Source organism: Kamptonema formosum PCC 6407 (assembly GCF_000332155.1).
Taxonomy (GTDB): Bacteria; Cyanobacteriota; Cyanobacteriia; order Cyanobacteriales; family Microcoleaceae; genus Kamptonema; species Kamptonema formosum.
Genome location: NZ_KB235904.1, coordinates 1471135 through 1497271, shown reverse-complemented (window position 1 = coordinate 1497271; position 26137 = coordinate 1471135). Strand labels below are relative to the sequence as shown.

22 protein-coding genes are annotated in these 26137 nt (G+C 42.7%); 11 read left to right on the top strand and 11 right to left on the bottom strand.

Annotated features, from left to right (window positions below; genetic code table 11):
* Window positions 1-53 precede the first annotated feature (53 nt).
* Complete coding sequence (locus tag OSCIL6407_RS0123485; RefSeq protein WP_007354433.1) at window positions 54-782, bottom strand: glycerophosphodiester phosphodiesterase; 729 nt, start codon at window positions 780-782, stop codon at window positions 54-56.
* 364 nt (window positions 783-1146) lie between these two features.
* Between OSCIL6407_RS0123485 and OSCIL6407_RS0123480 the strand changes: the two genes are divergently transcribed.
* From OSCIL6407_RS0123480 to OSCIL6407_RS0123475, 3 genes are all read left to right on the top strand, one after another.
* Window positions 1147-2235: a CAP domain-containing protein gene (locus OSCIL6407_RS0123480; protein ID WP_007354434.1), complete on the top strand. Its 1089-nt coding sequence runs from the start codon at window positions 1147-1149 to the stop codon at window positions 2233-2235.
* Window positions 2236-2302: 67 nt separating this feature from the next.
* Window positions 2303-2434 (top strand): hypothetical protein, encoded by a 132-nt coding sequence (locus OSCIL6407_RS37905; protein ID WP_267879558.1) that lies wholly within the window; start codon window positions 2303-2305, stop codon window positions 2432-2434.
* Window positions 2435-2463: 29 nt separating this feature from the next.
* On the top strand, window positions 2464-3417 hold the full coding sequence (locus tag OSCIL6407_RS0123475; protein WP_007354435.1) for an alpha-E domain-containing protein: 954 nt from the start codon (window positions 2464-2466) through the stop codon (window positions 3415-3417).
* Between the two features lie 94 nt (window positions 3418-3511).
* Here the strand turns inward: OSCIL6407_RS0123475 and OSCIL6407_RS0123470 are convergent, their stop codons facing one another.
* Window positions 3512-5911, bottom strand: coding sequence for an ATP-dependent helicase (locus OSCIL6407_RS0123470; RefSeq protein WP_007354436.1), 2400 nt, complete (start codon window positions 5909-5911; stop codon window positions 3512-3514).
* A 151-nt stretch (window positions 5912-6062) separates the two neighbouring features.
* Here OSCIL6407_RS0123470 and OSCIL6407_RS0123465 point away from each other — a divergent pair, with 151 nt between their 5' ends.
* A complete protein-coding gene (locus OSCIL6407_RS0123465) occupies window positions 6063-7064 on the top strand; it encodes a DUF4349 domain-containing protein (protein ID WP_007354437.1) in 1002 nt (333 codons plus the stop codon).
* Between the two features lie 116 nt (window positions 7065-7180).
* Here OSCIL6407_RS0123465 and OSCIL6407_RS0123460 read toward each other — a convergent pair whose 3' ends face one another.
* The gene (locus OSCIL6407_RS0123460) at window positions 7181-7618 is read right to left on the bottom strand and encodes a hypothetical protein (RefSeq protein ID WP_007354438.1); all 438 of its coding nucleotides are present in this window, start codon (window positions 7616-7618) and stop codon (window positions 7181-7183) included.
* A gap of 78 nt (window positions 7619-7696) precedes the next feature.
* Between OSCIL6407_RS0123460 and OSCIL6407_RS0123455 the strand changes: the two genes are divergently transcribed.
* Window positions 7697-9514, top strand: a complete 1818-nt coding sequence (locus OSCIL6407_RS0123455; RefSeq protein ID WP_007354439.1) for a glycosyltransferase family 39 protein — start codon at window positions 7697-7699, stop codon at window positions 9512-9514.
* 211 nt (window positions 9515-9725) lie between these two features.
* Window positions 9726-11450, top strand: coding sequence for a protein kinase domain-containing protein (locus OSCIL6407_RS0123450; RefSeq protein WP_007354441.1), 1725 nt, complete (start codon window positions 9726-9728; stop codon window positions 11448-11450).
* Between the two features lie 240 nt (window positions 11451-11690).
* Here the strand turns inward: OSCIL6407_RS0123450 and OSCIL6407_RS0123445 are convergent, their stop codons facing one another.
* Together OSCIL6407_RS0123445 and ubiE are read right to left on the bottom strand one after the other, a co-directional pair.
* Entirely contained in the window at window positions 11691-12929 is a 1239-nt protein-coding gene (locus OSCIL6407_RS0123445) for a DUF445 domain-containing protein (protein ID WP_007354442.1), read from the bottom strand.
* 192 nt (window positions 12930-13121) lie between these two features.
* Window positions 13122-13823, bottom strand: a complete 702-nt coding sequence (gene ubiE / locus OSCIL6407_RS0123440; protein WP_007354443.1) for a bifunctional demethylmenaquinone methyltransferase/2-methoxy-6-polyprenyl-1,4-benzoquinol methylase UbiE — start codon at window positions 13821-13823, stop codon at window positions 13122-13124.
* A gap of 403 nt (window positions 13824-14226) precedes the next feature.
* On the opposite strand from ubiE, the gene OSCIL6407_RS0123435 reads away from it, so the two are divergent.
* A complete protein-coding gene (locus tag OSCIL6407_RS0123435; RefSeq protein WP_026103838.1) occupies window positions 14227-14625 on the top strand; it encodes a hypothetical protein in 399 nt (132 codons plus the stop codon).
* Between the two features lie 337 nt (window positions 14626-14962).
* On the opposite strand, the gene OSCIL6407_RS0123430 is transcribed toward OSCIL6407_RS0123435, so the two are convergent.
* The 3 genes from OSCIL6407_RS0123430 to rbfA form a co-directional block, all read right to left on the bottom strand.
* Window positions 14963-15187: a DUF4327 family protein gene (locus OSCIL6407_RS0123430; RefSeq protein WP_007354445.1), complete on the bottom strand. Its 225-nt coding sequence runs from the start codon at window positions 15185-15187 to the stop codon at window positions 14963-14965.
* 461 nt (window positions 15188-15648) lie between these two features.
* Window positions 15649-17355, bottom strand: coding sequence for a glycoside hydrolase family 3 protein (locus OSCIL6407_RS0123425; protein ID WP_007354446.1), 1707 nt, complete (start codon window positions 17353-17355; stop codon window positions 15649-15651).
* Window positions 17356-17452: 97 nt separating this feature from the next.
* Window positions 17453-17875: a 30S ribosome-binding factor RbfA gene (rbfA, locus tag OSCIL6407_RS0123420; RefSeq protein WP_007354447.1), complete on the bottom strand. Its 423-nt coding sequence runs from the start codon at window positions 17873-17875 to the stop codon at window positions 17453-17455.
* Window positions 17876-18322: 447 nt separating this feature from the next.
* On the opposite strand from rbfA, the gene sipA reads away from it, so the two are divergent.
* Complete coding sequence (gene sipA, locus OSCIL6407_RS0123410; RefSeq protein WP_007354448.1) at window positions 18323-18589, top strand: regulatory protein SipA; 267 nt, start codon at window positions 18323-18325, stop codon at window positions 18587-18589.
* 7 nt (window positions 18590-18596) lie between these two features.
* Here sipA and OSCIL6407_RS0123405 read toward each other — a convergent pair whose 3' ends face one another.
* From OSCIL6407_RS0123405 to OSCIL6407_RS0123395, 3 genes are all read right to left on the bottom strand, one after another.
* Entirely contained in the window at window positions 18597-19136 is a 540-nt protein-coding gene (locus tag OSCIL6407_RS0123405) for an alpha/beta hydrolase (protein WP_007354449.1), read from the bottom strand.
* Window positions 19137-19558: 422 nt separating this feature from the next.
* Window positions 19559-21349 carry a hypothetical protein gene (locus tag OSCIL6407_RS0123400; protein ID WP_007354450.1) on the bottom strand — a complete coding sequence of 597 codons (1791 nt, stop codon included), beginning with the start codon at window positions 21347-21349 and terminating at the stop codon, window positions 19559-19561.
* 147 nt (window positions 21350-21496) lie between these two features.
* Entirely contained in the window at window positions 21497-22957 is a 1461-nt protein-coding gene (locus OSCIL6407_RS0123395) for an IS200/IS605 family element transposase accessory protein TnpB (RefSeq protein WP_007354451.1), read from the bottom strand.
* Window positions 22958-23352: 395 nt separating this feature from the next.
* Here OSCIL6407_RS0123395 and OSCIL6407_RS0123390 point away from each other — a divergent pair, with 395 nt between their 5' ends.
* The 3 genes from OSCIL6407_RS0123390 to dmeF all read left to right on the top strand — a co-directional run bounded on the left by OSCIL6407_RS0123390 (window position 23353) and on the right by dmeF (window position 26057).
* The gene (locus tag OSCIL6407_RS0123390) at window positions 23353-23964 is read left to right on the top strand and encodes a chorismate lyase (RefSeq protein WP_007354452.1); all 612 of its coding nucleotides are present in this window, start codon (window positions 23353-23355) and stop codon (window positions 23962-23964) included.
* A 76-nt stretch (window positions 23965-24040) separates the two neighbouring features.
* A complete protein-coding gene (locus OSCIL6407_RS0123385) occupies window positions 24041-24610 on the top strand; it encodes a hypothetical protein (protein WP_007354453.1) in 570 nt (189 codons plus the stop codon).
* A 439-nt stretch (window positions 24611-25049) separates the two neighbouring features.
* The gene (dmeF, locus tag OSCIL6407_RS0123380) at window positions 25050-26057 is read left to right on the top strand and encodes a CDF family Co(II)/Ni(II) efflux transporter DmeF (protein ID WP_007354454.1); all 1008 of its coding nucleotides are present in this window, start codon (window positions 25050-25052) and stop codon (window positions 26055-26057) included.
* The last annotated feature ends 80 nt before the right edge of the window (window positions 26058-26137 follow it).

The window sequence follows — 26137 nt, the reverse complement described above, 5'->3', positions numbered from 1 at the left end:
TCCTTTCTCCGTATATAGGCAGAATTTTGGTTGATATTTTTGCCAAAGGTAAGTCATAATTTTATTTCGTTTCCTATCAAAGAATTAGTTACTATTCGCATCACACCGATATCCACTAATTTTACCACATCTTCCCGGCTGTCTACCGTCCAAGCCACAACATCTACTCCCCGATTTCGGCTATTTTCAACCAGTGAGGGGTGATCTAGTAAAACGCGATATTGACTGCTGATTAAACGATCCTCAGCGGCTAAAGCTTTCGCCAACTGAGCTTTATAATCTGATTCATTCGCGACAATGCGACCAATTAGCAAATCTTGGGAAACTTCGCGGACTTGTTCAAGAAATTGAGCGTTAAAAGATGTAATTACGCTTTTATTATTCACCCCTTCAACCAGCAAGGTATTAACAAAGTTCTTTACTTCTGAACTTGACCATTCGCAATCAGGCTTGACATCAAAATATAGAAATTTTTCAACATTTTTGAGGATAGTTAAAGCTGATTTCAATGTGGGAATTTTTTCTCCAGAAAACCGCCGATCGAACCACGCACCAGCATCCAGCGAGTTCAATTCTTCTAAGGTTTTATCTCGGACTTTGCCCGAAGTTCGAGTAATTCTATCCAGTGTGGTATCGTGAAAAATAACTGGCACGCCTTCTGCGGACAATTGGACATCGAATTCGATAGAATTAGCACCATATTTGATAGCGAGATCGAAAGCGGCTAAGGTATTTTCAGGGGCGATCGCAGAAAAACCCCGATGAGCAATAATTTCTATCATGGATTTAAGGGATTTTACGGATTGAAAGAATTTCGGAAGTGGCATAATTAGTAAGATACGCCATCAGCCCAAACTCTGATTTGATTAATACTACAACTTCATCTGAGTCACCATACAAGTTAATTTAAGTGTGACAGTTGCCGAAGTCCTGTCAAACAGACAATGTAAATAATTGTAACAAAAAATCGTTATTTGCATAAAACTAGCAAATTGCTCACAATAGAGAAATAGAGGTTTCCAAAAGCCTTCACTACTGGGGCTAGCCTGAGTCTGGGTGCATCTAAACTATCGGGGGTTCTGCAAAGGTGCGATCGCTCCTACCTCAACCAAATCCAGTAAAATCTACATTTGGAAGCAAATAACAATGGCACTACAATCTAACATTGAAAACGGCATATCTCGCTTGCTCGGCGATAACACTTCGGAAGATATTATCTTGTCTGCTGGAGAACTAACAAATTTTCCTGGTGGTGCGTTTGTTCTGGGCGGAAATGATACAGTTCAAGGTGCTGCTGATAGTGAACTGATCGGAGGCAATAACGGTGAAGATAGCCTTTTAGGTGGGTCAGGAAGTGATACTTTAATGGGTGGAAAAGATAGCGATTTTGTAGATGGAGAAAGTGGCAACGATCTAGTTCGAGGAGATTTAGATGCAGATATTGTCAGAGGTGGAGAAGGTAACGACAGTTTATATGGTGGTAGAGGTAACGATCTGCTTTTTGGGGATGCTGGGGATGATTTTCTCTCAGGCGATCGCGATACTGATACACTAACTGGTGGTGCAGGAAAAGATACTTTTGCACTAGCAACTGGTGGAGGGATCGATATTATCAATGACTTTGAAAATGGTGTAGATTTAATCCGGCTACCTGACGGTGTAAATAGTGTTAGCCTGCAAACTAGCGGCGCTAATACTCTGATTGCTGATAGCATCACAGGCGAGATTTTTGCTCAACTAAATAATGTGTTAGCTTCTAGTCTTACCAGTGCTAGTTTTTTGGGTGGAAGTCCAATTCCAGATAATGGAAATACTACACCTGAAAACCAAGAATTTATCAATCGGGTTGTAGAACTTACTAATTTAGAACGCAGTAAAGCGGGATTGCCCCCACTGAAAGCAAATATTCAGTTGAGTAATGCGGCGGAGAATCATACCAAAAATATGGCAAATCAAGACTTTTTTAGCCACACTGGAAAAGATGGTTCTTCTCCAACTAATCGGGTGCAATCTGTAGGTTATCCCGGAGTCGCTGGGGAAAACATTGCCGCTGGTTCTTCGACACCAGAGGATGTCTTTGCACAGTGGATGAATAGCTCAGGGCATCGCGCTAATATTCTGAATGCTGATTATCAGGAAATTGGCGTGGGTTATTACTTTTTAGCCAATGATACTGGGAGTGTTAATTATAACACCTATTGGACGCAGGTTTTTGGTATTCCTACTGGCATTTAAGAGTTTCGGTTAATCAATGGGAAGAGTGAGGTATTCCCATTTGCCATCGGACTTACCAATAATCGTAATGCTGCCGTCCCTGCGGTTAAAATACTATGGGGATGGCGGCCGTACTGTCAACCTAAGTTCTGCTTGCCCAAACTATGCGATCGCTCTTTTGGTTATTAATGATGCTACACTCGTTGAATGGTTAGAGTAACTTGCTAATTACCATTTCTAAAATCTCTTATGTTAAGTCGCGTCGCTGATTCCATCTATTGGCTCAACCGCTATGTCGAACGAGCCGAAAACATCGCCCGCTTTGCCGATGTCAATTTCAACTTAATTCTTGACTCTCCCACAGGCGTTACCCAACAGTGGGAACCATTAGTAAAAATAACGGGCGATTTGGAATTATTTCAAGAACGTTACGGCGAAGCAACCGCAGAAAATGTGATTCAATTCCTCAGTTTCGATACTGACTATCCTAACTCAATTATCTCTTGCTTGCGAGCCGCCCGCGAAAATGCTCGCTCTATCCAAGAAATTATTTCTTCGGAAATGTGGCAGCAAGTTAATGAGTTTTATATGATGGTGCAACAAGCAGCTAATGAACAAACTATGTCTCAACTGCTAGAGTTTTTTGCAGAAGTAAAAATGGCAGGACATTTGTTTGCTGGGGTGATGGATGCGACGATGACGCATAATGAAGGGTGGCATTTTGGTCAAATGGGACGTTTTTTAGAACGAGCAGATAAGACTTCTCGCATCCTTGATGTTAAGTATTTTATTCTGTTGCCTTCTGTTCAATATGTAGGCACTGCACTTGATGAAATTCAGTGGATGGCACTGTTAAAATCTGCTAGTGCTTATGAGATGTATCGGAAACGCAAGCAACATCGAATTACACCCACAGGAGTTGCGGAGTTTCTGATAATGGATCGAGAGTTTCCCCGTTCAATTCACTTTTGTTTGTTGCAAGCTGAGCGGTCTCTTCACGAAATCACTGGGACTCCTTCTAATACTTGGAAAAATCCTGTAGAACGTGCTTTAGGTCGTTCCCGTGCCGAATTAGATTATCTGACGATTGACGAAATCATTAAGATGGGTTTGCATGAATTTATGGATGATTTACAGCAGCAAATTAATGATGTTGGTCATAAAATTTTTGAGAATTTCTTTGCTTTGGAAGCAATTAGTTAGTGGTTAATAGTTGATTTAGGATTAATATCCGTAACGCCGCCCTCTGGGCGGTAAAAATACCGCCTAGAGGGCGGCGTTACTTAACTTATAATTCCTAATTAGGAAATCTCTCCTTCAAAGCTAACACCACAGGACTTGCCTTTTGCTCCTGCAAATTCTCTAAATTATTCCAAGTAAAAGGAGCCTTTTTTTCCGCCGCCATCCATAGTAAACGCTTCGCTCGCGTCATCGCCACATACAACAACCGAAACTCTTCTGACATCTTCAAATATCCCGCTAACTCCCAAGCAGTAGCGATATCTGGTAAAGGAAACTGCTGATGTAAACTAGCACGAATTTGAGCTCGCGCTACTTCCGCTAATGTAAAATCTCCTAAAAACCGAGATTGGGGAAATACCCGCAAACCTCCCGGAATAGTAGTTTCCTGCAAAAATGGTAGGAAAACATAATCCCAATCTAAACCCTTAGCTTTGTGCATAGTAATAATAGTAACTTGGCGCTTTCGTACATAAGGATGTTCTCTATCTTGCTCTGTTTCTAGAGGTATTTCTACAGGTTCAAACCGCTCAGAACCAACAATTTCAATCAGTGCATCTAAAATCGCACTCATAGAATTATTACCAGCAGTTTGTTTGAAAATTCTTTCTCCCAATTTGTCAGCAGTCGCTAACTCTGCCTGGTTATATTGCAGCGATAAAGCTAGAAAAGAAATCAACTGATAAATTGGTAATTCTAACTTAGCATGAAGCAAACTACAACAGAAATACCGACATTTACGAACCCGATCGGACTGCGGCGGATCGAGCGGGCCGGGGTAAAGAAACTGCTCTGATTGTATAGCGAGAGCATTATAATCTTGCTTAGGGATAAGTTCGCGATCGCTCAAGACTTTTAAAGCAGCTTTGAGATAATCGGGGGAATGGGGACGATCGATAAATTGGAGCAATGCTAAAATTTCAGAGGGAACTTGGGAATAGCGTTCTCTTTCAGATACATCCTCAACTCTAATTCCATACTTACTCAGATCGAACTTCATGTTGTATTTGAGAGGATTTTCCAATACCTCTCTAACAAATCGACCCTGTTTATTTTCCCTTACTAATATTGCAGCCGAACTCTTATTTTCCAAGTCTGCAAACACCTTTAAAACCCTGTCAGCAATTAGCCTTATAGAGTCATAAATATCAATAGGTTGACATATTTCTAAACCCCCACCTTCGGGAGCTGGATTAGCGTTAGCTTGGGGATCGTTATTACCTACAGCCAGAATACTTTGATTGCGGAAAGGTTTTTCTTGTCCAGTTAATTTAGAACTGTTCACCCACTCTACAACAAAATTAGCAGCATCAATAATAATCTTCGTACTGCGGCCAGCTTGGTTCATTGTCGCTAAATTACCTTCAACTTGGCAAGCTTCGCAGAATTGACGAAAATAAATCGGATCGGCAGGAGTAAAAGTAGAATTAATTGCTTGATTGGGATCTCCAACTCGGATAAAATTAGGAGGTAGATGAGGATGAGCAGCATCAGTAGCTAATATTTCTAATAACTTAGTTTGCAAAGGCGTAGAATCTTGAGCTTCATCTTCAAAAACTGCGAATACTTGCTTTTGCTCCATCGCTAAAGCGGCGGGATTTTCTAGCACCCGGATTGCTGCTAAAATCATTTCATCGTAATCGATTAAATTCTGCGATCGCAACAAGGCTTGATACTTCTTATACAACCCAGCCGATACCGCTAAAACCTGATAATTGTCATCAGCAAAATTACTACCTATCTCCTCTAAATTTTCAGGTGACAAACCAGAAGATTTTGCCTCGTGAACCACCGTATTAGCTAATTGTGGCAAAATTTCAGTCCGCAAAACCGACTGGCGACGCATTCTTTCCGTTTCCTCGCCATCAAATTGATTACCTTCGAGTAAAATTTGATAGCGTCGCGGATTTTCTGCTATCCATTGTTCTACACAAATCCGAATCAATCGATGACTTTTGTTCGGAGTTATCAAAGTAGAATTTTCCAAATCTAAACCAGATAAATCAGGGTGACGGAGAGCAATATTTAGAGCCAAACCGTGCAGGGTATTCACGGTAAAAGCACCTTCTGATAAAGATAATGCTTGTAAGTTCTTGCGGATTTTAGCTTTAATACTTGCTGCTGCGGAACGGGTAAAAGTGACAACTATTAACTGACGGCGACTGTGAAGTTGAAAGTTTGCGATCGCCAAAGCTGCCGCCGCCGCCATCCCAGTAGACTTACCCGCACCCGGAACCGCCGAAACCGCCAGTCTGCCGCCTTGCCATACACCCATTCGATCTTGTCCCGGCCGGAGAGTCTTGAGAAGTTGATGGCAAGCTTCCTGGCGCGAAATTGGTGCGATCGCGAAGTCAAGCACCGCAGTTTTCTTTGCTGTACCTGAGTCTGACTGCGGCGATGCCATATCAAGCATTTCAACAGTTGAGTCTGTAAAATTAGCATCAAAATCATCTGTCATAGCAATTACAAATTAGAGCTGTCAGCAGGAAGTTGCATAGTCTAGGCCGTTTCAATTTTTGTATCAGCTAAGCTAACACTATCTACTTGAGATTAAGTTAAATCAAGTACAAAACTCAATCCCCTAAAGTTTTTTATAGGAAAAAGCATCAATGAAAACTCACTCCTCAGTAAAATTTCTGCCACAATTCCCTAAGCAAAACCAGACTCAAGCCAATAAGCGCACCAGACAAACGATCGCGATCGTCGCCTTAATTGCGTCATCTGCGGTGGGAATGGCTAGTTGTGGTAGCAGCAGCCAAATGAATCGAGCAAGGCAAAATGAAGCAAATATGCCAACAGCAGGGGCTCCAATGGCATCGCCAGCAGCACCACAGGCAGCAATGGATGCAGCTTCACCTTCGGAGACACAAGCAACAGCAGAAAAACCCAAATCACGTCCCCAACTAATTAAAAAAGCAGAAATAACTCTTGTTGTCAAATCCATTGATGAGAGTACGCGAACAGTTTCTAATCTTGTCCAAAAACAGCAAGGCGACATCTTAGGTTTTCAAAACCAAAAACCACCAGATAGCAGTATTCGGCATACTGCCTCAATGCAAATCAGGGTTCCTGAAGAAAAGTTAGAAACCACATTAAACGCTCTCGCCAAACTAGGAAATGTACAGAACCGTTCTCTTACAGCCGAGGATGTTACCGATCGATTAGTTGATAGTGAAGCCAGACTGCGAAATCTGCGTAAATCAGAAGAAATGGTCTTAAAAATTATGGACAGATCCGGCTCTATTAGCGACGTACTCAAAGCTTCTCAAGAATTGAGTAATATCCGGGAGTCAATTGAACGCATTGACGCTCAGTTAAAAAGCTTACGAAATCAAGTAGCTTACTCCACTATTAATCTTAATTTAGAAGCAGCAGTTTCTGCCACACAAACCCCCGAACCTTCTCTAGGTTTGCGCGTACAAGAATCATGGGGAAAGGCGACTCATTCTGTGAGTGAATTTACTCTGAGTTTGTTTGCTTTAAGTCTTTGGTTATTAGCCTATAGCCCTTATTTGCTGCTAATTACTGCTGCGGCTTACGGCTTGAATCGATTTCGGAAACAGCAGACTATCCCTCCTGTTAAAGATCGAAATCCGCCCGCTTCTAATTAAATCAATACTTACGCATAGAGTCCTAGAAACCGGGTTTTTGAGAGAATCTGTAGGTAAAAACGAAGTATTTTTGTCAAAAAACCCGGTTTCTTTGGTTGGGTGCGTAAATCCTGTTATTATTTAGCGCGACTGCGTAGATGTACCACCAGCAAACCAATCATGGACATAACGCAGAAATTTTTCCACAAAAATAACCACCAAGGATGCCACCAAGCTCCTGTTTGCACTTCCATAATATCTGACAACCCGAATAAGAAAAAAGTAAAAGTTGCAATTAGGCGGTGAATCCGCATTTTTCCAGTTTCTTTAGCTGCTGATATTGAAAATCCTATAGCAAATAATCCCCAAATCGCCGCTTCTATATAATTACCATATTCGTAAATAGCCTGTAACAATTTTACCTGAGCCTGCGCCGCTTCTGGCGAACTGGGATCGGAGATAGCATTCCACCCCCAAACGCCAAAACCAGCCAATATAATCGACAAAATCGACAGCCTCACTCGTGCAGCCGATGAAACACTGAAAAAGTGTTTTCGTTTGCTTAGTTTCGCCATAAAATTTGTATTTATTTATATCTAATGGTAGATGTGTAGTGTAAATTTAGCAACTATGCTCCGATATAAATTTACAGAATGAAAAATCTGTCACATTATTTAGCTTTGTTGGGGATAATCGTTCTCGGAACGGCGCTGCGGTTTTGGCATTTGGACTTGAAACCTCTGTGGATGGATGAAGTCATTACTACTTTGTTTAGTTTGGGGAAAAACTACAATGACATTCCCTTAGATTTAGTATTCCCCCTCAATTATTTGGAGTCAATCTTTACCCTCAAACCGGGAGTAACTTGTTCTCAAATTGCCTATACAGTTGCCACTCAGTCTACCCATCCACCACTATTTTTTTGCTTAATGTACCAGTGGCTAAATTTTTTTCATTTTGAGTCATTGCATTCGCTTACATGGAAACTACGAGCTTTACCAGCATTAGCAGGAGTTGTCACAATTGCAGCTATTTATTACCTCAATCGCGTTGGATTTTCTCCCGCCGCAGGTCTTGCCGGAGCAGCGATTATGGCCGTTTCTCCTTTTGCCATTTACCTTTCGCAAGAAGCCCGCCACTATACTTTACCAATGCTACTAATTACTTTGGCACTTCTGGGATTTATCCAAATACAGCAACATTTATCTCGTCAAGAACAACCCAGTTATTTTCTTTGGTTTTTCTGGATAGTAATTAACAGTATTGGTTTCTATGTTCACTACTTTTCAATCATTGCTTTTTGCGCTCAAGTGATAATTTTAATAAGTAATAAGGAAGAAGTAAAAAATAATTCAAGACCAGGAATAAATAGCGCCGAAAAAACAATAGAATTGAATCCAGTAGATAGGAATACGAAGCCAGAAAACAAACCGCCTATATCCCTCCTCTCCACTTCTTCCTATCCTACCTTTTCTTTGTCTCCTAGTCTTCCTCTCTTACTATTACCTTTTGCTTTTTTGATACCTGGAATAATGACACTAATTGGCTATTCTAGGCAAGGTGAAACTGACTGGCTAAAACTTGTTAATCCGATTGCTCCGCTCTACCAAACTCTGGCTGGATGGGCGGTTTTTTACATTTCCTTACCTGTAGAAAAGCAACCTCTCTGGGTTCAAGTCCCAGCCGCTATTTTAATGATTATATTCGTAGGCTGGTTGGGGTGGAACCTCTGGTTAAATGTTAAACAAATTGGCTCTTGTTGTCAAACAAAGATGGCGACAAAGATGCTAGTAGATTTTATTGTTGTTGTATTAATATTTTTTATTGTTATCGTCTATATCTTTGACAAAGATATTACTCTAGCTCCCCGCTACAATTACGTTTATTTCCCAGCATTATGCGCTCTTTTAGGAGCAACCTGTATTCGCGATCGCAAAATCAAACTTGAAGAGCGTAAATTTACTTACTCATTTTTTATTATTTTATTAGTTGGCATTCTGAGTTCAGTATTTGTCACCTCAAATTTTGCCTTTCAAAAACCTTACCACCCTCATAAAGCTGTAAAAGATATGAGCATAAATTCAGCTATTCCCCTTTTGGTGGCAGTAGGATATAATAATTTTCAGGACGTGGCTTTAGGACTGAGCTTTGCCCTAGAACTCCGCAAAGTCTCTCCCCCTAGTACGCCTGATGTCTACCTCGCTTTTTTGCAGCGAAATAGTCTTGATATTGCACCTCCTATTAGCGGGTATCAAAGTGTATGGCAAAGTCTCTCTAGGTTGCAAAACTTGCCAGCAGGACAGCTCAATTTGTGGGTTGTTGGTGCTGGATTAGGGCGACAAGACTATCCGCTTCATTTGTCACTTTCTGGCAAGTCGTCTGAAAGTTATGGAGTGGAAAGGATCTGTAATATTGACCTTAATCATTACCACACTGTGGGTGTATCCTATCAACTCTACCGCTGTTATTGATCGAAAATAATTGATATTTACTTCTTTCTTTTCCCTTCTTCCTTCTTCTTTCTGCTATAATTTAGCAAGTTTAAAGGTTTGACAGCTTAGCCATCGATTAAAATAGATATAAATAACATCTATATGGGCAACCTAATAGATAGAGCTCAGCCGCACTCCCCACTAGGCGAATGCGCTCAAATTATTGCCATCTACCGTGAGGCGAAAAGCCATGAACACCCTCCCACCCACAGCCAAACCCCGCTCCCGCTATCAGGCAATTAGAGAACTAGGTCGCCATCCAGAAGCAGGTCGAATTACCTATCTTGCCAAGGATAATTTAACCCAAAATCCAGTCACTATCAAGCAATTTATCTTTGGAAAACTAGGTTCCGAATGGGCTGGATTCAAAGCATACCAAAACGAAATTGAAACCATTCAAAAACTCTCTCATCCCGGTATACCCTGCTGTCTTAATTCCTTTGAAATTCCCAATGGTTTAGCTTTGGTATGGGAATATAAAGAAGCAAAATCATTAGGGGAAACACGCATTTGGAACCCGGAAGAAATCAAGCAGCTAACGATTGATCTATTGGAAATCCTCATCTATCTGCAAACTCAGACTCCCCCAGTAATTCATGGAAACATCAAGCCAGAAAATATCTTAATAGACGAGGATTTCAAAGTTTATTTAGTTGACTTTAGTTTGCCAAATATTCATGGTAAACAAGCTGTTATCGATAATAGTACCGCCGGAACAGTGGGTTTCATGCCCCACGAACAACTCCGCAATAACGAACTCACAGAAGCCACAGACCTCTATAGTATAGGAGCAACCCTAGCTTGCTTATTGTCTCAGAAACCATCCAGCCAAATTAAAACCTTATTTGATACCCAAGGTCGGATTAATTTTCAAAATTTAGTTTCCAAACAGATTAGCTTCCCTTTTATTCAATGGTTAGAAAAAATGATGGAAGCTTATGCTGTCCAACGCTATCCCAGTGCTACCGCTGCCCTAGAAGCCCTTAATAAAATTGAGATCGAACGTTTACCAGAAGTTAGAATTAGTCACGAGCGACTGGAATTTAAACCAATAAAATATGGTGAAATTATCGCTCAAAGTATTACAGTTAGCAACTCGATTCCTGACACTATCTTAAAAGGGGGTTGGGAAGTTGCTTATCATCCGAAAGAACCCAATCGCCGCAGTGGTTACAAGCCTTGGATTACTTTTGAACCCAAACAATTTGAAGGCAACCGCGTTAAATGCGAAGTTATAGTTGATACCAGTCAATTGCTGGCAGATAAAACTTATGAACGCCAGATTGTATTGAATGCCATCGCCTCATCACCAACTCACTCTATAAATATTAAGGTTAAAACTCCTAAACTCGCTCCCAATTTATTGCCTAAGCCGTCTTTAGCTGTGTTATTTATCGTGGCTTTAGCTGTGGGATTCCTAGAAAGTTTGATAGTAGGACAGCAGCCGCAAAATTTAATAGGACTTATGGCTTGGATAGGTATAACTTTAGGAACTGGAACTGGGTTTATAGGTGGATTAGCAGGAGCATTTGGCTCTATCCCTATACTGGGGAGTACGGTGAGTACTACAGTAGTTTATCAATATCGATTTGGCTATAAATCTTCTCTTGGGTTCGTACTTGGCTTTGTAATTGGAGCGGCGACAGGGTATATTATCAGGCATAAGTTGGGGAGGTCGCTATCAGGAAATTTATCTGGTTTTCGGACAGGAATATATTCAACAGGTGGACTGATTTCCTGTTTAATTGCAGCTTTCGGCTTTACTATGGGAATTGCAATCCAAGCTGGCTTTGTGAATTTATTTGCCGTGATTGCATTAGCATTAACAGGGCTGCCATTAGCCTATTTGATTTTTACTCAATATCAAATCCTTGCTAACTATCGTCAGGCGGTCAAACATCTAATTAAGCCATGATTACTGTTAACAATTCAGGAATTAGGCGAAAATATCCCTAACGCCGCCATCTTGGAGGTGATATATGTCCGGCAAATTACTTACGATGCTGTCATTGTTCGCTGTGCTCCGCAATCGCCTAGTCTCTGCGATTGCGGAGCACAGCGAACAATGACAAGTATTTAATCTTCCCCTTCTTTCCCTTCTTTCCCTAGCCCCTAGCCCCTAATCGCTGAAAGCGGTTGCTATATTTTCCATAATTTACCGTTGAATTAACAGTGCCAAACTCTGTAAAAAACCAATTATTACACCCAAAATTCCCCCTAAATTCACAATTCCTTGTAACTCACTTTTAACAATTCCTTGAATCGCCAGTTCAAGTTCTTCAGGAGAGGTGTTCTTAACTCGGTCAATAATTACCTGATCGATATTTAAAATTGGGATAGCTTGAGCTACAATTTTCTCTAAATCTCGCTCTAGATAGCGCTCTAAAACTAAAGCCAATTCTTTGCTGACTATTTCTAGAGAAGCATTCATCACTGATGAATTTTGTAATCTGTCGAGAATTAAGGCTGACATATTTTCCCAGTCTATAGATTTGCTCAATCCTTGAATTAAATCAACTCCTTTTTCTTGTAGGTAACTGCGAACGCTATCTCGCATCGTTTTTCGCAACTGCCGCACTGTCGCCACTGGTAAATTTTGCATTGACAGATTTTGCAGCCATTCCTGAATTCTGCCTCGCAATCCGAGAGAAACAATTAATTCAGCCAATCTTTGATTTGTTACTTCTTTTTCATCTAAACAAAAAGTCCGTAGCCGAGTTAAAGTATTACGCAAACCGAATAAATTAGCTACTACCCAATAAGTGCCGCTAGTCTTTTCTCGAAAGCCTTCATCAATAATTGAAATGTTGCGGTCAGTGAGGAAATCAATCAATACTTGCCGCAGCACGTCTGGGGGTAATACTGCCTGCAATAACCACTCTGCCAATTGAGCAGATTGAGCTTCAGTTAACTGTAATTCTAGTAAAACTTGGTCAAAAATTTGATTGAGTTGGACTTCTAAAAAATCTTCGCGTTGTGATAAAATATTCAGAATTTTGGGTAGCGATTCTCCTAGTAAATCCCGGAGAATATTCGCCAGAATTTTAGCAGTTTTCAGTTCTGTATCTGCTTTTACTTGATCCATTGCCAGTTGCAGTAACCAGAGAATTCCTACTTGCATTCGCTCAGTTTGTAGCAGGCGACGTGCCAAGTTTTCCAATTCTGTTGGTGTTAGCAATGAACCCATGATCGTGTCAGCAATTCGCTTAGCTAAACGCTCTTGGTTACGGGGAATCAAGCCCGGAGTAAAGGGCATCTGCCGACCGTTAATGTAGATAGGACGATAGGGACGAAATAACATTTTGATGGCTATATCATTAGTGAAATAACCGATAATTCCGCCCACGACAGGAGGAGCGATAAGAAGCCAAAGGTCAGACAAGTTCATCACCATTAAAATTTAAAATAACAAACGCAGATTAAGCAGTTTTCACTTGCATGAGAACAGTTTAAGTGCTAATTGTTAATTGCTAATTGCTAATTGCTAACAGTTAACAAAGTGGTAATTGATAATTAAAAGCAGTACCTATCAATTGCAAACTGCTATAAATAATTTAATGTAAGGTGGGCAATGCCTACTCTACAATTACTTTGTAATTACCAATACTCCCATCATAGCCCCGGCAATGGGGTAGTGTGTGGCGCTAGCAAATCCGGTTTGGCGAGATAAAGCTATTTGCTCTACTCCTGTCGGGAATTTTTCTAAGCTGGAATTGATGTAAGCATATTCTTGGGTCATGCCGAATTGGTTCGCCGCTGGTACTACAAGGGTTTCTAAATACCACTGTTGAAAGCTCCGCATGAGGGGACTGCTAGGGCGGTGGAGGTCGAGGATCGCGGCTTTGGCACCTGGTTTAAGGACGCGGTACAATTCTTGCAAACTCCGGGGGATATCTGTGACGTTGCGGAGGCCATAACCCATTGTGGCGCAGTCGAAGTGGTTGTCGGCAAAAGGTAAATTTAAGGCGTTTCCTTCTACCCAGGTGATGGGGCTCGAAGGGGAAAGGATGGGTGGAGCTCGGCGGCTGGCTTGAGCCAATAATTCGGCTGAAAAATCAAGAGCAAAGACATGACCCGCAGCACCGACCTGCTTTGCTAAAAGTAGAGCTAAGTCACCGCTACCGCAGCACAAGTCTAGGCAAGTATCGCCAGGGTGAGCATCGCTCCAGTTTACGGTCATTTGCTTCCAGATGCGGTGCTGCCCTAAGCTGAGCCAATCGTTTAACTGGTCGTAAACTGGGGCAATGCGGTTAAATATGGCTTGAATTTGTGCTGGGTCGTTTGTCATCTGTTCAATGAATCCCCAGAAGTCTAATTGTGTAATCTCAACAATAATCTAAATGGGCGATCGCGACAATCAACACGACAATCAACGCGATAATCAACGCGATAATCAAAGCGATCGCTTACCTAAATAGAACTAGCGATCGCCCTCACTCAGATTTACACCCGTTTGACCAATTTTTAAAGGAGAACGGCAATCTTAAACGGGAAACGAAACAGAACAATACCTGTTTTGGTAAAATCTACATTGGCTATTATGGGGGTGCTGCTACGGAACGCCTGACGCGATCGCCAGACAGCACCCTGTTCTGATATATTCAGTTGTCAGGTAAAAAGTGGCTTTTCCCTGCCATGCTTTCCTCCCCATCCAAACCGGATCTGTTCTCCAGCGAAAATTAATATTGATAATGAATTCCGATCATCTAACTCAAATGCTGCAAAAAGGATTCCGCGTGACATTGGGCGCAACTTCCTTTGTGATTGAAACTTTGCAAGACTCCCAAAAACGAGATGAGAATCTCAGCAAACTCAAATCAGAAAATTTCAGCCAACTCACCGAGGAGTGGGCCCAACAAGGAGAAATGACGGAAAGGGAAGCCCGCAATTTTGTTGATACTATTTTGGCTCAACAAAACACCCAGGATAGCGCTCAGACTGGAGTCACTTCTGATTCTCCCGTCAGCACTCCTACTGAACCTGCACCCGACTCCGATCCACGGCCAGAAATTCAAGAATTAACTGCACAAGTAGCCGCCCTCAGAGCTGAGTTGGAAAATCTTCGCGCCGATAACCAATCTCAGGGCTAAAGAATGTTTACCCTTGATTGTTTAACAGTCTTAGGGTTGCTCAATAGAACTTATCCGTATTTGACTGCAATCAACCAAGTATTTGCTTCCTGCTATTAAAGCAGGCAGCAGATTCTAGTTAATCGGGGCAACTTCAGGTTGAGCCAACCTTAATTTTTTCTTGTTTTGCTCCACAATTAGCTAAATGCTGCGCTAATCAAGATTAGCACGGCGTGTTTTGGCATCAGGCAACTTCGTGTCTTGTTTCGACTTAGCTGACTGAACGCTGCAAGTCAATGTTAGCGTCTACCACACTCCGCTGAGAGTCTCTGAAGACTATTTAGAGTGGAGTAGAGCTTTAGTCATTATCCCAGTTTTCAGCACCGATCAGGTCGCCAATTCGGTCTCTGAGTAAAAAGTCGCATTTTTCTAATTCGCCCTCTACGCAAGACCATTCACGAGCTGGAATGTATTGGCAGAGTGTATAAATGGGCTGTTGACGGCTGACGACACCCTCGTGCACCAGTTGACGTGCTTCATCTTGGATGACATCTAAGGAGTATTGGATTGTAGTGTGAATCATAAGCCCTCGTGGGGTTGCCTAAGAAATTTACCGCACTTGTAATACTATAGTGCATATCGAGTGGAGTGAACACAAATTTTGTCCGTATCGTCTGATACAAATTTCTTATTCTTGTTGCAGAAATCTCATAAAACTATGAGCGGTCACTATTGTGTTTGCTTAATATTTCATAATTAAAAACTGTAAGATTTAATTTTTAATTTTTAATTTTTAATTAATCGGAGGGGAGGTGGCAGGGCGGTTTCATTCTCGGAAAAACCGCGATTTTGTAGGGGTAGTGCCCCCGTGCCTACCCCCCCTCACCAACCATCAAATTAGGGTTTCAGACCTCTGGGCGGGCAGCCAATCGGCACCGCCCCTACCGAGAATGAAACAGCCCTGGGGGGGCGGGGGAGCATCGTAGTCCCTCTTTTCCCCCTTTTCCCTTCTTTCCCTAGCCCCTAGCCCCTAGCCCCTAGCCCCTAACTACCAAACAGTGCTTGAAGAGCGATCTCTTGGGCTACTGGCATTTGCCCGTAAGAAAAAACGTAAGGGATTGAAGGCGGTAACGCTGGCAAAAATTGCTCAAGGATATAGGGGCTACCGTAAATAACGACTGCTTGGAGTTCGCCTGTGTTTAACAAACTTTTAAACAAGTCTCCTGCTGCTTGGGTTAAACCTGCACTACCTCGAAAACAGTTACCGCGAATGAAGACTTGTAGCAATGTAGGCACAAATTCCCCTTCTGGAGAGTGAGGCGGAGTATTCTTAGAAATTATGAATTGCTCTTCCTTGTGTCTTTCGGTGCGATCGTCAATTATTTGCAGTTTGTAACCTCGCTGTTTGGGGACTGCGATCGCAGGAGTATGATGTCCCAAAAACTCACAACCCAAAACATCATCCACAATCACTAAATTGCGTAAATTCTCCCCATTTTTGGGCGCTTCTACCCGCAAAGGCACAGAAACACCAACTTTTAGAGAATCTCGCAAAATATTGGCTGCTACGGTTAAGGAAGAAGGAAGAAGAGAGAGGGGAGATGGGGAGGATGGGGAAGATGGGGAAGATGGGGAAGATGGGGAAGATGGGGAGGATGGGGAGGATGGGGAGGATGGGGAAGATGGGGAGAATTTAGCTACTCGCTCTCCGGTATACTCGATCGACAAGCCGACTTTAGCCTTCGCTTGCCAAATCCGTTGTACAGAATCTTCAATGCGCGATCGCTCAATCCGGCCCTGAGCGACAGCATCACACACTGCTTTAATAGTAGCCTCTGGGTCTTGCGGCATCAACAAAATATCAGCACCCGCTGCGACTGCTAAAATCGCCGCTTCCTCAGAACCGTATTGATTCGCGATCGCACCCATCACCAAAGCATCCGTCACAATCAACCCCTCAAAGCCTAACTCTTGGCGCAACTTACCCGTCAAAATTTTGGGCGATAGAGTTGCAGGCCATTCTGCATCCCAAACCGAAATAATTAGGTGAGCACTCATCACCGCATCCACCCCAGCAGCAATAGCCTCAATAAAAGGAGGCAATTCAACCTCAGCCAATCTCGTAGCAGAATGAGGTAGCGTCGGCAATTCTAAATGAGAATCAACCGCCGTATCCCCATGACCAGGAAAATGCTTAGCTGTAGTTAAAACTGGATATTTCTGGGCCCCATGAATAAAAGCAGTTGCCAGACGGCTTACCAAATCAGGAGTTTCAGCAAAAGCGCGGACATTAATCACTGGATTATCAGGATTATTATTCACATCCACCACCGGCGCTAGTACCCAATTCAAACCGATCGCGATCGCTTCAGTTGCCGTAATCGCTCCCATTTCTTCAGCATAGCGCTCAGCCTGATTGCCATCTTTCTGAGCAACAGCGCCAATCGCCATCGGCGGCGGGAACCAAGTAGCACCTGCAAACCTTTGGCCCACACCTTCTTCAATATCAGCCGCCAACAGCAGAGGGATTTTTGCCCAAGATTGGAGTAATTGCGATCGCACAGCCAACTCCGCCGCACTTCCCCCCACCAAAATCACCCCACCAACACCGAGGTTTTCCAGCCAATAGCGAAGTTTACTAGCCGGCGGCTCCCACTCAGGATATCGAATTTGGTGGTCAAAAAGGTAGCCAGAGGCTCGTACCACCACCATTTGAGCTACGAGTTCTGCTAAAGATAGATTTTCAATCATGGACAGCAAAAAAATAGGAATAGCTAATGGCTATTTAGGCAATAACCCACTAACCATTAGCCTTTACCAATTATCACGCTTGCCCGCAAACAAAAAACTAATCGATTTCCTCTGCGTCAATGTCATCATCGGGCGCAGACTCTTCCTCATCAAGAATGTCAGGTTTCCGCTCTTGCGAGAGCTTATTGAGCAACAACAGCATCTTATCGCCCCGTTCTAGAGAATGGTCTTCTAAAAACACCACCTCTGGCGTGCGCCGCAGACCCACCCGATGACCCAACTCGCTACGCACATAGCCAGTAGCCGATTTCAAGCCGGCCATCGTCTCTGCTTTGGCTTCATCAGTACCGTAGATACTGACAAAGATTTTGGCGTGCTGAAGGTCGCCAGAAACATCCACGTCAGTAACACTGACAATCCCCGCACCTACGCGGTCATCTTTGATACCGTTGAGCAACAGCAAGCTGACTTCACGTTTAATCAGCGAACTCACGCGCTCAACACGACGGCTTGTAGCCACGATCTTTACCCCCTACAGTCTTTATTGCCCGTGTTTTTATCTATACTTTCAGTGTTACATAAAGGGAAGATAGGGACTAGGGAAAGAAGGGGCTAGGGGCTAGGGACTAGGGACTAGGGAAAGAAGGGAAGAGGTCGAAGATATAAGAAAAGTTAGGGTTTTAGCAACTCAGAATGTCCTAATCGTCTTAACCGTTGCTATAAAATAAAATCAATCAGGACTTTGGCACCCAACCAAAGAAACCGGGTTTTTTTACGAAAATACTTCGTTCTACCTTCTACCTCCTGCCTCCTGCCTTCTACCTCCTGCCTTCTGCCTCCTGCGTGACCCACAGATGCTCTCAAAAACCCGGTTTCTGGAGCCATGAGCGTAAGTCCTAATCAATAAAAAAACTGGCTTTGCCAGCTTATCTTAAATCGATACTAGAGATAGAAAACAAATAGAATAATGGAAAAACAATTTACTATTGGCGAGAAAGTCAGAGTTGCAGTCTTACCTCCCTACGTCAAAACTGCTGAACCTATGCCGATGCTACGACCTCCCCACGTAATTCGCCTTGGTGAAGAGGGAACGATCGCAGATCGCCGTCCAGGGAATTATTGGGGAGTTCGCTTTTCTAAGGGAACATTTTTGATGGATAGCCAGTACATTGAGTCCATAGAGGTTTCTGGGCAAAATGTCAAGCCAGATGCTCAGGGTTCCCTCTCTGACTAATGGCAAATTACTTAGAGTTGAGCAAGTTTTGCAGATTTCCTGATAAACCCTTGAGTTTTTCCACAGTATTGCCAATATTTCCAACTTCCACATCGATCTCAGAAGTGGGATATTTTTGCAGCACTTCAAGTAAAGATAACTTGTTATTGTCCGCCGCCGAAAGAATCACAGCACCTCTTAAGGCTTTATGACTTTCGTAACGGGAACGAGTCCGAAGACTCTTGCCAATTTCGATCAGTGCATTTTCCCCAACTTTGCTGTTGAGTACGCGGTCTAAAGTGACGATGTTGACTCCAATTTCGAGAGACATCAATCCCCGCACTGTATCAGCATCTTGTTTGGAGATTCGCAATATGGTAGCCAAGGTGGGAGTTTTTGCGCCCGTTTTGACAAAATTTTCTAGATCGCTGATGTTGACTGACTGAGCAATAGGGCCGTACTTGAGTACGATTTTTTCTGCTGCGATCGCACTGTTGGTCGCGAAAAGCGTTGCAGTTACTCCTAAAAGTAATGTGCTACATACCGACGCAAACTTTGGAAATTTCATAGTTAACTACCCAATTAAAATTGATATGCGGAGGTTACTACAGCTTAGATGCAGTCGCTCAATTACACAAGATCGGTAGTGTAAGTTGTTAGAGTGTCACACTCACATTACATAGTACACTAGCTTTTTTGACAGTTTCTTAATACTCTTGTAATGGTATTTTACTGTACTTATCAGCAAGACCATTAATCCAAAACTCGTCTGTAATGGCAAAAGCAGGCTAACTAAGAATTTGATATTGATAACGAGTTTAGGGAGCTAGCGGTTTTCAACTCTGTGAGATACAGTTTTGACCTCTCTCGAAACCTCTCTCCTAAAAGGAGAGAGGCTTACTCCCCTTCTTACTCCTCTTCCCTGATAGGGAAGGGGCGGGGGCTTAGATTTCTTCAGAGTACCTATACATTTGAAAACCGCTGTAACTCTTAATTTTTAGCTAGTACCCACACTTTCATTGATTCAACTCGGAGAGATTTACCACGAGTTCCACAATATTGACCATTAGCAACGGGAGGAGTATCGCCGATATTTTGAATGTGAGCAGTGTAAAATACATCGTATTTAGAAGCTTCCGGCCCAGCTAAACGGATCGCAAATCCTTCAATGCGCTTAGATTTACCTCGGAAACCGGCTAAATCTCCTTCATTGATCCAAGCTGTATCGCCAACTCCTTCAACGTGAGCCATGTACTGGATACTCAAGCCAGGAATTGCTGGATCTATATTAATCTGAAACCCTTCTAAGCGCAGACCTTTACCACGACTGCCAGCATCTTCTTGAGCTTTAAAAGTGCGATCGCCTACGGATTGAATGTGAGCGAGCACTTTCAGTCCAACGGTGGCGGGAGGTTGAGGTTTTACAGCTACAGCAGTCTTAGAGGGTTCCACCCAAACTTTAATCCCTTCAATCCGCAGAGATTTGCCGCGAGTACCGCAATATTTACCATTAGAGGTGACTTCTGTATCACCAATATTTTGAATGTGGGCGGTGTAAAAGACTTCATAGTTACCCGCTTGTGGCCCAGCGAGTCTGATCGCAAATCCTTCAATGCGCTTAGATTTACCTCGGAAACCGGCTAATTCTCCTTCATTAACCCAAGGTGTATCGCCAACGCCTTCGACGTGAGCCATATACTGGATACTCAAGCCAGGAATTGCCGGATCTATATTAATCTGAAATCCTTCTAAGCGCAGACCTTTACCGCGACTGCCAGCATATTCTTGAGCCGCAAAAGTGCGATCGCCTACGGATTGAATGTGAGCGAGTACTTTTAATCCAACGGTGGCGGGAGGTTGCGATCCTTCACTACTGGGGGTTTGTCCAAATACGATGTGCTGTCCCTGCACATTCTGGAGGGGTTGATTTACGTTAACGCTGGGAACGACGATCACTTCATGTATGGGAGTACCAGAGGCGGGGGATTCCAAAATTGTGATGTCTGGGTCAACAGTAATGGGTTTGTTCGCGACTGCTACAGTTGAAGGGATGATGATTACTTCTGGCAAGGCTTCGGCTGTAACTTGCGGTAGAGTCAGAGGTAAGCTAAGGGAGCGTTCTGGTTCAACTGACTGAGAAGCAACGGGTAAATTAGGAGTGGCTGCGATCGCGGTGAGTGTTAATTTACCTCTAGATATGGCTACAACTAACTGTTTGCCAAAGGACGCACTTACTATCTCCTCAAGGCTTACCCACCGACTATCATCTAAATTTTCTCCCTGTTCGACTAGAGTTAGCAAAGCTGAGAATGGGTGTTTTTCTTCAACTAAGGCGATCGCGTCTGGATGTAGTTGAGTGGCTTTTGGATTGTTGATAGTACGGTAAAGTTCGCTAGCTTTATCCCGTACTGGTTCCAAAGGCGGAAAATTGTTCTGTTCTCGGTGAACGATTGCTAAAACGCGATCTAGTATATCTAAAGCTTTTTGGCGGGTTTCGGCATTGCTTTGTGCCGTTGCCACTGCCTGTACTACATCTCGGATATCTTGGAGGGAAACGGGATTACTGGGCGATCCCAAGGATTTTCCCAGTTCCAGGGCTTGATTGCGGGCGATCGCAAAGTTCTTACCGTAGGCGGTAAGTTCTTCTACCAAGCTATCGGAGGGTGGAATGCCAGAACTTTGCAGTTCTTTAGCAGCCTGAGATAAACGGCTACCTAAAGTCGGAAAACTTTCCGATAGAGAATCAACTTGTCGAAGCAAATCTTTATAACCTAGTGCCATACTCTTGTCCTGACTATTTAAGCTTGCCAATTATAGACGTTTGAGCTGTAGGAGCAATGTTCCTGAAACTGTTTGCCGCTTTTAAAAAGCTAGGTAAACCTAGCAAGACTCACCGGTGTAAGTTTCTTAAGCAATCTTTCCTAGCGCTTACGCTTCCTCAATGTCGAGGTTGACCAGGAAATCCCAGTTAGAGATAGCATAGTAACTATGTCTATTAGTCAATACGCCAGAAAGCTTGATTTTTTTATTCAGTTGATTCCACAGGCTCCAAACGTGCTTTCTTGAGTTCACCTCAACAAAGGCGGTTAAGGAGCCTGGTATTTTTTCCGACAATCTCATTCCCCTACGGGCAATCACGGTAGCCGCCGCTTCATCACTAGCCAAGCCATACATCCTTAAATATTTGACTAAACCAATAATACTAGAATAAGCAGGATTGACCGTTATTAATTCAATACCCCTATTAGAAATAATCGAATTTAACAACTTAAAAAACTCAGAATAAGCCCAACCTGATAGCATCCGAGCATATTTCTTGCCACGTTCTCTAAGTTGCTCTTTCTTAGTTGAAAAATCTAATTCTTCACCGACTATTGGGCATTGGTATTTAGTAGCCAATGCCGCCAATTCCAGACAAACTTTAACAATTATTGCTTGTTGTTTACCGTTGGGTAATCCACTCTGAAATGGAATTTTACCGTGTGATTTTAGATTACCTTCAGTATCAATATAAGCCCAACCAATTGAGCCAGGATTTATGTCGATACCAATACAACCATAATCTACAGAACGCGATACTTGCTTAACTTCTGATGGGGTGAAACTAACAGCAACACACCATTTATCATCTTTGTGGTAGAAGTGCCAAGTTTTAGCACCTGTAGCTGGTAATCGGTTAATGTTGCGAGGGAAATCGCCAATTTTAGCCTCTACATATTTACCAAATTTGGATTCTAAACAAGCTGGCACTCTAAATCTTAAATTATCACCATCCCATTGACACACCTGATTACCGTAAGATTCATCCTGAGAACCAACGATAAAGGCTTGATTATTGGGGACATGAACCCTTACAGGTATTGACTTTAAGACGGATAATATTTGCCGATACCGGGTCAGCTTGCGTTTTTTCTTGTGGATTTGAAAGCGTAAGTTTTGCCAGTTAGTTTGTCTATACTTTAGGGAACTAGACAAGGGAAACACACAACCAGTTTTACTGTTTTGCCAGTTCTTTTTAGCGTAAAACTTCCTCCCGTTTTTCAGCTTTTTCTCAGCTTTTTTCAGCCATTTCTCGCAAGACTTAGCTTGACCTTCTAATGTTTTTATATGCGAAATCCGGCACTCCTTGGCGCTATCAACAGCACCCTTCGCCTTGGAGATTACACCATTGGCATGACGTTTACTAATACCGTAAGTTTTTTGGAGGTGTGTGTTCCAGTCTGACTTGTTAAACTCTTCTCCTGACATCATCAAGTTGACAGTTTCACATACTGCTTTGTGAAATATTGGTGTGTAAGCGCTAAAAAACATTTCTAGCTGAGTTTTACCGATCGCGTTCAACTCATCTATCGGCGTAGGAAGTGCTTTGCAGTAAGTGATACTGGTCATTTAGTTCGATAGTTATCGGGTTCGCCTGACTTGATTTTTATATATTAACATCTATTTTAAATCTACTGCCCACCCTTGAATTAACTTTTATTTCTCGGTCAATCTAGGTATTTTGGCAACTGCTGACAACCCTCAATTTTGATCCCTCATTTATTACTCTCGGCAGAGAATATTTTGTAAATCCTCTCCCCGATTGATTCTGTTATTCCTTACAGTATTGAGAGAATCCATCGGCAATTCCAGGCTGAAATGCGCTGGTGTTACAGTAACTTCACATCAATAAACAGATTTTAATTTTCCCAGAGGGACAAAGAGGGATGTAATTTATCTTCTGTAATTCCTTCAATCGCCAAATAGCGATATCATAGAGGTGGTGTTAAGTTTTGTAACAACCCTTGACTGCTATATTCCAACCTACAAACAGCCTTATTGTACCTGCACCCTGGTATGCTCTCAATACCTCATGGCAAGGCGGTGAGGACATTGTGCAGAAGGGTTTGCCACATACCCAGTTAGCACCGACATGGCAGATATTGCTGCTCGGCGACGGTTCCCCTACGCGCCACCTGCAACTTATGACTGGGGAACCAACGGAAGTGGATGTGATTGATATGTCGCTAGTTGGTACCGATACGGATGGTGCGCCTGTGCAAATTGAAGCAGTTCCAGGGCCGCGTCTGCGTAGGCAAGTGTGGCTGCGGACGGCTTCGGGACAGCGTTTAGCTTATGCGACTTCTTGGTGGGAAGCGAGTCATGTTGATGAATATTTGCAAAATAAATCGCTGCCAATTTGGGCAAGTTTGGCGCGGTTGCGGACGGAATTATATCGGGATGTGCAAGGGATTTATTATGGTGATTCGGCGGCTTTGGAGTCGGCTTTTGGAGAGTCGGGCCCGTTTTGGGGCAGACATTATTTATTTTGGCATTATGGTAAGCCACTGACGCTAATTTATGAAGTGTTTTCGCCTTATTTAACAAAGTATTTGGGGCCGATGAAAGTTGATTAAGTAGTTCGAGAAAAAAAACACATCCACTTAAACCAATCTAAGGCACAATAAGAGAGAAGTCAATAATAGAGCGGCCATGTCTAAGCGCAAGAAATACAATTGGCTGAAAGAAACACTTGAGCTCAAAGAAGATCACAACTGGAAATCACAGCCAGGAACTCGGATTTTTGTGGCGGGGCGAGGGGCATTGCGATTCGATGTTCCAGAAGATTGGTATTTTGAGCCAGATGAGAAGTCATTCCGGTTTCTAGATCGAAAGCCCCCCAATGATGATGCTCGATTAGAGGCTTCTTTTAATTTATTGCCCCCTGCTAACTGGCCTGAGTTTCCCTTGCTTCCCCTATTCAAGAAGGTGATTAAAGATGATGAGCGGAATCCGATCGAGCAAGGAGAAATTATCCAAATTAAGCGTCAAACTGCTCGGATTATTTGGACTCAAATTAAATTTATCGATCCTCAAGAGCATCGGGAAGCTTATTCTCGAATCTGTATTGGGCTAGGTTCTGGCGTTCAGTGTTTAATTACTTTTGACTATTGGGTTGATGATGCGGAGCGGATGATTCCTGTCTGGGATACAGTGATAGAATCGTTAGTTCTCGGTTTGTATATCAGCGATCCTAGAACAGGGTTTGCATTGCCTGATTAAGAGATTACGAAGTATAGAAGGGAGATTGGAGCAGTACCTACGCACAGCGAAAAATAATTTCAACGATCGCTCTCTTGGATTGGGGTGGCGATCGCGTTAGCCTACGCTTGGATGGGTTCTATTTTTGTAAGTAAATCCACCTAATTAAACATAAGATCGGTATGGCTAAAAAGCTGACTGTATAAACATTCTTCCTTCTCTCCTAGATAACTAAATCCTTCTTCCTTCTACTTACTTGCTGGAGATGATGGCAGGCTTGTTGTCAACCTCAGCGATCGCCTCACCCCAGATCGAAGACAAGATGTGCATAAGGGGAAATAAAATTATACCACGCTTGTGCTATTATTAATAATAATTTTTAGAAGAGTTCGACCAGAGCGGTAGTCAATATTTGGTAAGCTAGATCCAGTTTTATCAAGCCCAATTTTTTCAAAAATTTATGCACATCCATAATCTTGAACAATGGCAACATTCTCACGACTTTTCTGTTAACCAAGATCGGGCAGAGAAAAATACCAAGATAGTAATGTTGCTCACAGCAGTTACGATGGTTGCTGAGATTGTTGCGGGAACGATCTTTGGTTCAATGGCTTTGCTGGCTGATGGTTGGCACATGGCAACCCATGTTGCAGCATTTGGGATTGCAGTCTTTGCATACCAGTATGCTCGGAGTCATGCGACTGACCCTAAATATACATTTGGAACAGGTAAGGTCAGCGTCCTTGGAGGCTTTGCAAGTGCTATTGCACTTGCAGTAATTGCTTTGATTATGGCACTTGAGTCAGGAGCAAGACTTTTTCAACCTCAAGCAATTCAGTTTAATGAGGCAATCGGTGTTGCCATTATCGGATTAACAGTCAATCTAGCGAGTGCTTGGTTATTACAAGACCATCACGATCATCACGATCATCATCACGATCGTCATCATCAAGACCATCATCAAGATCATCATCACGATCGCCACGATCTTGATGAACGCGATCATCGCGATCACAATCTTCGTGCTGCTTACCTTCATGTTTTGGCAGATGCACTAACTTCTGTTTTTGCAATTGTTGCCTTATTTTCTGGCAAGCTTTTGGGTTGGGTTTGGATGGACGCAGTAATGGGGTTAGTCGGTGCAGGAGTAATTGCGAAATGGTCTTATGGTTTGATTCGTGACACTGGTTTAATTTTGGTGGATGGAGCGATCGATAAGCGAGTTAAGTTAGATATTGTTACTGCTATTGAAGAAGATGCTGATAATCGTGTCACTGACTTACACATTTGGCATATTGGTCAAAATCATTTAGCTGCAACAATTTCGCTAGTTACACATCATCCTCAAACACCAGAATTTTATAAAAATCTACTCAGCCATATCCCATCTCTTTCTCATGTACTTGTTGAAGTGAATCACTGCCACGACGATCTTAACGTAGCTGAGCATTTACACTGTGAAGTTTAGATAGAAGAGTTTCGGAAGCCGATCGGTGAAATTTGGTTGTGGGATCTCGATACTTTTGGGATATTCGGTAACATTGTACA